Here is an 8,656-nt window from a genome sequence, read left to right as displayed (position 1 = left end):
CCTCAAGCGCGGTTTCCTCCCTTGGAGGCTTTCGGACGCCGGCCCCGTGCGCGCGGCCCCACCGTCATGGGGCCGGCATCCGAAACCCTTCACAACAGCAGACTCTTGCATGCAGCAAAGAGGCCCCCCAATTTGCAAGATTATGCGTTGGCCTCAGCGGCCACGAGTGATGATGGGCGATTGAGGTGGATCGCAATCTGCTTTGTGGGGCGCCTCAAGGTCTCGGACGGCGACTCTCCGAACGCGGCGCGATAGGCCACCGCAAAACGGCCAAGCTCCCAAAAGCCATGGTTGGTAGCTATCCGAGTGACGGTTGACGTCGATGGAACCGCGCGCAGCAACGCGCCATGCACGAGGTGCATTCGACGGAGAGTGAGAAAACGGATCGGTCCCATACCCAGATGCTCTTCGCAGGAGGCGCGAAGCGTTCGCTCCGCGACGCCGATAGCGGCACAGATTTCGGCGAGATAAAGCGGCCGGTCGGGATTTGCCTCCAGAAACTCTTCGAACCGCGCGATGATCGCATCATGGCGTCGGCCACGAGTGCTGGTCTTTGCGTCGACCGCATCGGCGAGGCATCTGACCATGACATGCACGAATTCATTCTCCAGCGCGCGAATTACCTCCGGCAGTTGCAAAATATCGGGAGTCTCGTGCGCGAGCTGTCCGATCGCCCGATGTAAATTCAGTAGCCGTGACATCGATTGAGGGTGCGGATGAAAAATGTGCTGTTCTGACTTTTCCATCAACTCGCAGCCAATTATCGCTTCGATTGCGGTATCAAGCTCGTCGGTTGGGATGGACATCGCGCCGTAGTCAAGACCCGGGCCGCATCGTCGATGCTCGACTTCAAGCGTGTTATCAATGATGTCGCCGGGCACGACCTCGATTCCACAGTGATAGTACGGTGACAAATTGGACTCGGTAAGAAAGCCGATCGATCGCCGACCGGGCTTGCTTGTGGCGGTGCTGACTGTTGGCGAGGATAAGTGAGTACGTTGCAACCAGAGCTGGCTCATGGCGACCTGGGTCATCTCGACCCGAAAATCTTTCGTCGTGGGAAGTATTTCAATGTCGGAATATGGGAAGGCTGCCTGGCACGCCAGCGGATCGGTAAAGCAAAGAACTCTACTCCACGCCACTTCTGTTCTCCCCAAAAAAACAGAACTACAAATTGGTCGGGAAGCAAATTGACAGCAAAGAGTCTTCGGATCGCAAAAGCGGCTTAGGCAATGGTAGCCGCGATTCCGGTTGTATCGTAGTCTCGTTGTTACCTCTGATCAATGTACCTATTTTGACGTACGTCAATGGTTTGGTGGCATCTTCATCCTTGGCGTGCCAGCGCTTCAAATTTTAGACCATTTGATGAAACCAATGCGGGACGGCCGAAGCTGAGCGCGTTTCCAGCGCTCGGGCATCGAGACCGCTATGGGGTCAAAATGAGAATAACTCAACCTGAGCAAATCTAGTCCGCAGCGACTCAATAAGCGGACCTCAACGAGGTGCGCCGGTAATTCGCTGATGGGTCAGAACCGGACCTTGCTGGCCTCGATACAGGCTCGGCTTTGATATCGTGGTTCTTACCACCGACAGTTTCTGCACGGGGAATTACCCCCATTCCGGTTGGCCGGAACCGATGGGGAAGGCGGCCCGACCGTTTTGCAAGGAACTGCTAGTAGATTTGGAGGTGCAGAGATATCCTGAGACACGCATTGCTGGGCGATCTGGCTGTCTTCGCCAATGAAAGGTCACGCGGATGGGTACGAATGCCGGTGTCGGTATGAGCCATCATCGCAACCCGAAGGTAGCCGGGCGCGAGGCCGCCGAGAGAGCATTGGCGGCGGCCGGGATCGACCGGCCCGACTTCGTCTTTATGTTTGCTTCCGTCGGATATGAACAGCGCGCACTCTTAGACGCCGTCCGCTTAGCCACCGGCGGTGTTCCGCTCGCAGGCGCGTCTGGCGCGGGAATCATCGCAGGTGTCGAAGCCGACGAGTCGAACTTCTCAGTAGCCGTGATGACCATCAGCTCCGACGAATTGAATTTCAAGAACGCAATGGCCTCCGGCCTCAAGGCCGATTCGGAAGCCGCGGGAAGGACCATCGCCCAGAACTTAGCTTGCGAGGTGCAGCCTGACACGCTTGGGCTGATTATGCTGGGCGACGGGTTGACCCTGAATTTTGACCGGTTCGCTGCAGGCCTCAAGAGTGAACTGCAGCTTGATCGTCACCTGCCTTTGTTTGGGGGTACGTCGGCCGACAACTTGGAATTCAAACAAACTTATCAATATTGCGACGATCAGATCACATCCGATGGTGTCGCCTGCATCCTGCTGTCGGGATCAGCCCGGCTTGCTTGGTCGGTCAATCACGGTTGCCTTCCCATCGGCGCCGAACGGAAAGTGACCCGCTGCTCCGGCAACGTCATCTACGAGATCGACGGTATGCCAGTTCTCGACGTCTTAAAGGAATATCTCGTCGGTGATGAGATCGACAATTGGAGCAAGGCGGTCCTCAGTCTCTGCATGGCATTCAAAGCGCCCGAACAGATCAAGGGCTACGACGACTATTTGATCCGATTCATGCCGACAAAAGATGACAAGGCTGGGTCAATCACAATTCCGACCGAAGTTGAAGAGGGTACGAGCATCTGGATGAGCCGACGCGACCACGAAAAGATATCGGCCGGCGTCGAACGCATTGGCGAAGAAATCAAGTCAACATTAGGCAATAGCGCGGCGAAGATGGTGTTTCAGTTCGACTGCGTAGGACGCGGGAAGGCCGTGTTCCGCGACCAGCAAAAAAGCCAAATACTGGAAAAACTTCAGCAAAAAATTGGGCCCACCGTGCCATGGATGGGTCTCTACACCTATGGAGAGATTGGTCCGATTGGAGGGCACGACTATTTCCACAACTACACCGCCGTAGTATTAGCAGTATACTGAGTTAGCCAATGTCGAGTCCCGCTATACGCCCGCGTTCTATGTGGAAAGGACCGGTAACGTGAGTGAGATTGATCGGCTTCGGGTCGAAAACCAGCGCCTATCGGATGAGGTCAAGCGCCTGGTGACAACCGAGGTTCAGCTCTACGAAGTGCAAGAGCATCTCGACGGCCAGATGAGCGCGTATCGCCAGCTCTACGAGCTTGGAAAGAAATTCAACACAACCGTCGACCTCACTACGATCCTGCAGCTGGCCGCCCAATTCGTTTTATACGAGCTCAATTTCGAGCGCTGCCTCTTTCTTCTGAAGCAATCCGGCGCGAACATCTTCTCCATCCAGACGATGGATGGATATTATGACGATGCCGAGAGTACCAGCATTGCTAGGCTGGTACTTCCCACCGCCTCATTGGCGCTCGCACCACTTTATGCCGGCGTTGAGCGGGTACTGTGTTTGCCCGATTGCCGCCGCAGCGAGTTGACCTCGCTGCGGCGTCTCATCGGTATGGACGAGTACGTCATATTGCCGTTCGGCGGGGAACCGAAGAACCCAATTCGCTTGCTAGTCGCAGGAAATACAGCGGGGCGAGCGCCTTATCAGTGTCGGGTTGTCCAAGACGGTGAGGCCCTACTCGGGCTAGCCAACCTAGTAAGCCAGACCTCTACCGCGATCAACAACGCGAGCTTCTACCAAGCCCTCGAATGGGAGCGGCAGTCTCTCGAAGAGAAAGTCCGCGAACGTACGCGTGAACTTGAAGAGTTGCTCGAATACCAGACCGGGACGAGCGACGTGCTCAAGGTTATCAGCCGCTCGACCTTTGATATTCAACCGGTACTCGAAACGCTGATCGCGACCGTGGCGCGGCTTTGCGGCGCTGATTTCGCGATAATCTCCAACCGCGAGGGCGAAGATTATCGGGTGGCGGCACTTTTTTCCCTTTCGCCCAAGTATGACGCGCTTCTTAAAGGTCGGCTATTGGCGGCGAGCCGGGGCAGCGTCACCGGACGGACCGCGCTAGAGGGGCAGATCGTCCATATCACAGACGTTACCTCAGACCCGGAATACGCCTTGGCCGACGTGGTTGCACTGGGCGAAGCCCGAACCGCGCTTGGCGCGCCGCTGTTGCGTGAGGGGGGCGTAGTGGGCGTCATAGCTCTTGGACGGACGCGGGTCGAGCCTTTTACCGAGCGACACATCGAGCTTGTCCGGACCTTTGCCGATCAGGCCGTGATCGCGATGGAGAACGCACGGCTGATCACCGAGACCCGTGAAGCGCGCGATACCGCCGAAACAACGCTTCGCCAGCTAAAAGCCGCGCAGGTCAATCTGATTCAAGCTGAGAAGATGGCGTCCCTCGGACAAGTCACAGCTGGCATCGCGCACGAGATCAAGAACCCGCTGAACTTTGTCAACAATTTTGCCAACCTATCGGTCGAACTGCTCGACGAATTGAAAGAGGCTACGGCGCCGGCGGTCGCTGCACTCGGCGAGAACAAGCGTGCGGAAGTTGAGGAAACGATCGAGCTTCTCACCGGCAATCTCGAAAAGATCGCCGAGCACGGACGGCGCGCCGATGGCATCGTCAAGAGCATGCTGGAGCATTCCCGTGGTGGGACCGGCGAACGCCACAGCGTCGATCTCCACGGGCTGATCGAGGAAGCCCTGAACCTTGCCTACCATGGTGCCCGTGCCCAGGATCAAACTTTCCAAGTAACGCTGGAACGCGATTTCGCTCCGGGCATCGTCCCCATTGAACTGGTGCCCCAGGATGTGACGCGGGTGCTGCTCAACCTTTTCGGTAACGGCTTCTACGCCGCCAACAAACGCCGGAAGACAGGAAATGACCCGGAATTCCAGCCGACCCTGAAGGTCTCGACTAGCGATGTCGGCGGAGCCGTCGAAATCCGTGTCCGTGACAACGGCACCGGCATTCCCGCCGAGATAAGAGACAAGCTGTTCCAGCCGTTTTTCACGACCAAGCCGACCGGCGAAGGCACCGGCCTCGGCCTCTCGATCAGCTATGAGATCGTTACCAAAGAGCATGGCGGCACGATCACCGTTGATAGCGAGGTCGGCGAGTTCACCGCGTTCACGATCCGCCTGCCGCGCCTTCAGGTTGGCAACAGGAGTGCCGTGGCATGAGTGTCAGCATCCTCATCGTCGATGACGAACCCGATGTCGCCGATCTTTTCCGCCAGCGGTTTCGGCGCGAGGCACGGCAGGGCGTTTATACCATGCATTTCGCGGCGTCCGGCGCGGAGGCGTTGAAGTTGCTTAACGACGGGATTGAGCCGCCTCCGATCGTGATCCTGTCCGACATCAACATGCCGGGGATGGACGGGTTGACACTGCTCGGCGCGATCAAGAAGCGGTTCCCCGGTCTGCCGGTCATGATGGTCACCGCCTATGGCGATGACGAGCGGCGACGTCGGGCCAGCCAACTGGGCGCCGCTGAATTTCTCAGCAAGCCGGTTGATTTCGATCGCCTGAAGGCGCAGCTGCGACAGCTGCCGACATCTCCGGGTTGACCTCAAGGGGCTGCAGGTGTTGCTCAGTTGGCTACCGGCCGTCCCGACATCCGCTTGCGATTCCATGTCCGCTGCGGGTCACAGGACTAAACCGCTCGCGCGGTAGGGGGCTGCGGCTGGAAGTTCAGCCAGTATCGGGATGGGGCGTCCTGTCTGAAGATGAGGGGTTGCCAACCTCACATCAGACAGGAGGAGCATCCCCATGACCGACGAGGTGCCCGTTGCGCCGGCGCATGATCGAAGACATGACGATCCGCAAGTTCGCGCCGAAGACCCAACATGACTATGTGCAGCGGGTCAAGAACTTCGCGGCGTTCCTCGGGCGATCACCGGATACGGCGAACTTCGAGGACGTGCGCCGCTACCAGCTGCATCTGGCGGCGAGCGGCGTTGGCGTTCCGACCATCAATCAAACCGTTTCGACGCTGCGGTTCTTCTTTCGGGTCACGCTGAAGCGGCACGAGCTCGTCGAGCACACGCATGTCATTCACGAGCCGCGCAAGCTGCCGCGAGGAGGTGGCGCGGCTGCTCGATGCCGCACCGGGGCTGAAGTACAAAGCGGCGCTGAGCGTGGCCTATGGCGCCGGCCTGCGCGCCGCCGAGGTGGTCACGCTCAAGGTCGCGGACATCGACAGCACGCGCATGATCATCCGCGTCGAGCAGGGCAAGGGTGGCAAGGACCGTAACGTCATGCTGTCGCCAAGCCTGCTCGATCTGCTGCGGGCCTGGTGGAAGGCGGCACGCCCGCAGGGCTGGCTGTTCCCGGGCCGTGATCCGGCCCAGCCGATGACCACGGGCCAGCTCAATCGCGCCAGCCTGTTCGGCGCCTTCATCAAGATGGCGATCCCGCTGTCGGTGCCCGCAATCCTGACGGTGGTGATCTTTACGTTCACCCTGACCTTGCAGGAGTTCGTCTACGCGCTGACCTTCATTTCGTCGTCAGACCAAAAACCGGTCACGCTGGGCGTGTCGACCGATCTCATCCGCGGCAATGTGTTCTTTTGGGGTGAGATCATGGCCGGCGCCTTGATCGCCGCCATCCCGGTGGCAATTGCCTATAATCTCTTCCTCGACCGCTTCATCGCCGGCGGCGCCGTCAAATAGCAGGTGTGCTGCTTTGTGGAAGGATTTAGCTAGCTAGGCTCCTGCGCGCCCTAGTCTAGTTCTATCGAAGATGCCTGCTAAGGGTCATTCGCGACCGACCCAACCGATCCTGCCTGCCGTTTGATGTCTGCTTTTTCCCCGAAAGCGACCCACTACTGCAGCGTGATGGGCCCATGAGCCGACATCGCTCCAATCAAGTAGCGATACTTGTCAGGATCCTTAGCGGCCGTAGGGGAAGCAGCGGTCGCGATTGAGTGTGAGACCGAAATGCGCTCCCAGCGCAGCGATGGCCGCGCCCTGCTGAGGATAGGGATCGGCATTGGATGCGGCAACGATGATGATCCGGAATCCGCCGCGATCATTGCCACCCGGTGGCAGCATCGCTGTAGTCAGTGCATTGCCCTCCCTGTCGCGCAACGTGAGGAAAAGCGGCATCTCTCGCTGCACATGGGCGTCGAGGCCGATGTCGCGCTCGATCGCATTGGGCCGCTCCGGACGCCAGGACTGGACTGCCTTCTCCCGCTCGCAGCGGAAATATTTCTCGACTGTGTGGCTCATCAGGCGTGACTCATGCGCCGCTTCACCTTCCGTCTCGATACGGAACCAGGTCTTTCCGTTCGGCGCGTCGCAAACATACTGCATTTCGCCCGTCCTGCGATCTCCGCAACTTTAGGGCGGCGGGCCTGCAAAGCCAATATGAGATTCGCTCCCGTATAACGCTGCACGATCGTATAATGGGGAGTTCGGCTGCAACACCGCGCGACTATTGCCTGAGAGGCGATGGTAGAGCTCAGATCTGATGAACCAAACGCAACCGGCACCGCCGTTCCTACGCATCCATCAGACTTCCGCTATAGCCGTTAGCGACCAAGGCCGCGCGGCGCTGCAATATGCCGCGAAGGGCCAACAGGGGAAACAGCGCGGCTTGACCGTTCACTGAACAGGCATGTCCTCATGGCGTCCGGCGCGGCCGAGCCTGGAATGGCTCAGCGACAAGATTAGCGGAAAAGCCACCGCGGCGACGGCTTCTTCTTTACACGCGCTCTGACGGCCGCGGCTACCCGCCGCGTCGCATGAAGGAAACGGTTAGCGGGCGCTGCGACGCCATCAATTGGATGACGCTCCTGATTGCGCAATTCATCGACTAGACGTTCGAGATAGGGCGGCAGAGGCGAGGCTTCGAGAGATAAGTTCTGTTTCAATCTGTCACCCACCTTGCCACGGATCGACCGGGCAGTCTCATGGTCGATGTGGTCCGATATTCGATTGGTCGGTTCCATATCGCGACCTTTCGATTAGGCCCCACGTTTAGTTTAAGTTACAGGGATACGAAAATGTTTCGCGCGCCTTCAAAGAAGGCCGATGGTTCCATTTAATGGAACGATGACACTGTGCGCAGACAGATTGCCATCGTCAGCGCTGATACCAGCAACCCGCCGAGTTAGTGAAACGCTTGGGGCGAACGCTTGGAAGAAGTCCGATGACGTTGAGAGGAGTGCCGACCCTCACGATAATCGTGCTGCTCGGGCTCGGAGTTCAGGCCGAAGCGCAGGCGCCGTGCGCCGAAGTGTTGCGATCGCATAACGCTGCTAGTGAGGCTTGGAAGCATGCGATGAATGCACCGGCATCGTAGCACTGCGGAGCATTGGCCCAAGCCTCTGTGGCAACGGAGGCGACGCTCAACTACGCGGACAATGATCGCCAGTCATGCAACATCCCTGATCGATTGCTGAACGAGGTGGATGGGTATCATCGGCAAGCGGCGCAGGCTCGCGACAACGTTTGTGCTGGACGTCCACTTCGATCATATCCCGGACATCATCCAAGGCTAACATCCTATTACAGGTACTAGGCTCGGTCTGGTCCCCCTTCGATTGGCTGCGTGTCAAGGACCGCTAAGGGTCAATCGCGTCGGTCTGCACCTGAGTTCGGGACTTCCGGTCCACCCCCGGCACTGGACATGTCGCCGCACTGCGCCAACTGACGCGATGGGCCAAAGGACTAAACCGCTCGCGCGGTAGTGCGCTGCGGCGGGCGGCACGGCCAAGACGGTAGCGCAACGGGGCGTCCTGTCTTGAGATC

At 58.6% G+C, this 8,656-nt stretch carries 7 protein-coding genes and 1 pseudogene; 5 read left to right on the top strand and 3 right to left on the bottom strand.

Going from position 1 to position 8,656, the window contains the following annotated elements; genetic code table 11:
- Window positions 1-140 precede the first annotated feature (140 nt).
- A complete protein-coding gene (locus tag ABIA96_RS36315) occupies window positions 141-1,142 on the bottom strand; it encodes an AraC family transcriptional regulator (protein ID WP_354141690.1) in 1,002 nt (333 codons plus the stop codon).
- A gap of 614 nt (window positions 1,143-1,756) precedes the next feature.
- On the opposite strand from ABIA96_RS36315, the gene ABIA96_RS36310 reads away from it, so the two are divergent.
- From ABIA96_RS36310 to ABIA96_RS36295, 4 genes and pseudogenes are all read left to right on the top strand, one after another.
- Window positions 1,757-2,944, top strand: coding sequence for an FIST signal transduction protein (locus tag ABIA96_RS36310; protein ID WP_354141689.1), 1,188 nt, complete (start codon window positions 1,757-1,759; stop codon window positions 2,942-2,944).
- Between the two features lie 58 nt (window positions 2,945-3,002).
- A complete protein-coding gene (locus ABIA96_RS36305) occupies window positions 3,003-5,084 on the top strand; it encodes a sensor histidine kinase (protein WP_354141688.1) in 2,082 nt (693 codons plus the stop codon).
- Window positions 5,081-5,470 carry a response regulator gene (locus tag ABIA96_RS36300; RefSeq protein ID WP_354141687.1) on the top strand — a complete coding sequence of 130 codons (390 nt, stop codon included), beginning with the start codon at window positions 5,081-5,083 and terminating at the stop codon, window positions 5,468-5,470. Before ABIA96_RS36305 ends, ABIA96_RS36300 begins: the two co-directional genes overlap by 4 nt.
- 233 nt (window positions 5,471-5,703) lie before the next feature.
- A pseudogene (locus tag ABIA96_RS36295) lies at window positions 5,704-5,868 on the top strand (phage integrase N-terminal SAM-like domain-containing protein); the annotation flags it as partial.
- On the opposite strand, the gene ABIA96_RS36290 reads toward ABIA96_RS36295, so the two are convergent.
- Window positions 5,797-5,952: a hypothetical protein gene (locus ABIA96_RS36290; protein WP_354141691.1), complete on the bottom strand. Its 156-nt coding sequence runs from the start codon at window positions 5,950-5,952 to the stop codon at window positions 5,797-5,799. The pseudogene ABIA96_RS36295 and the gene ABIA96_RS36290 overlap by 72 nt on opposite strands.
- Between ABIA96_RS36290 and ABIA96_RS36285 the strand changes: the two genes are divergently transcribed.
- Window positions 5,951-6,574, top strand: coding sequence for a tyrosine-type recombinase/integrase (locus ABIA96_RS36285; protein WP_354141686.1), 624 nt, complete (start codon window positions 5,951-5,953; stop codon window positions 6,572-6,574). The two genes, ABIA96_RS36290 and ABIA96_RS36285, sit on opposite strands and share 2 nt — an antisense overlap.
- Before the next feature lie 219 nt (window positions 6,575-6,793).
- Here the strand turns inward: ABIA96_RS36285 and ABIA96_RS36280 are convergent, their stop codons facing one another.
- The gene (locus ABIA96_RS36280) at window positions 6,794-7,216 is read right to left on the bottom strand and encodes a hypothetical protein (protein ID WP_354141685.1); all 423 of its coding nucleotides are present in this window, start codon (window positions 7,214-7,216) and stop codon (window positions 6,794-6,796) included.
- Between the last annotated feature and the right edge of the window lie 1,440 nt (window positions 7,217-8,656).

The sequence above is a fragment of the Bradyrhizobium sp. LB11.1 genome (assembly GCF_040549385.1).
Classification (GTDB): Bacteria; Pseudomonadota; Alphaproteobacteria; order Rhizobiales; family Xanthobacteraceae; genus Bradyrhizobium.
Note: the sequence above shows the minus strand (reverse complement) of the source record. Positions and strands in the feature narration are given on the sequence as shown.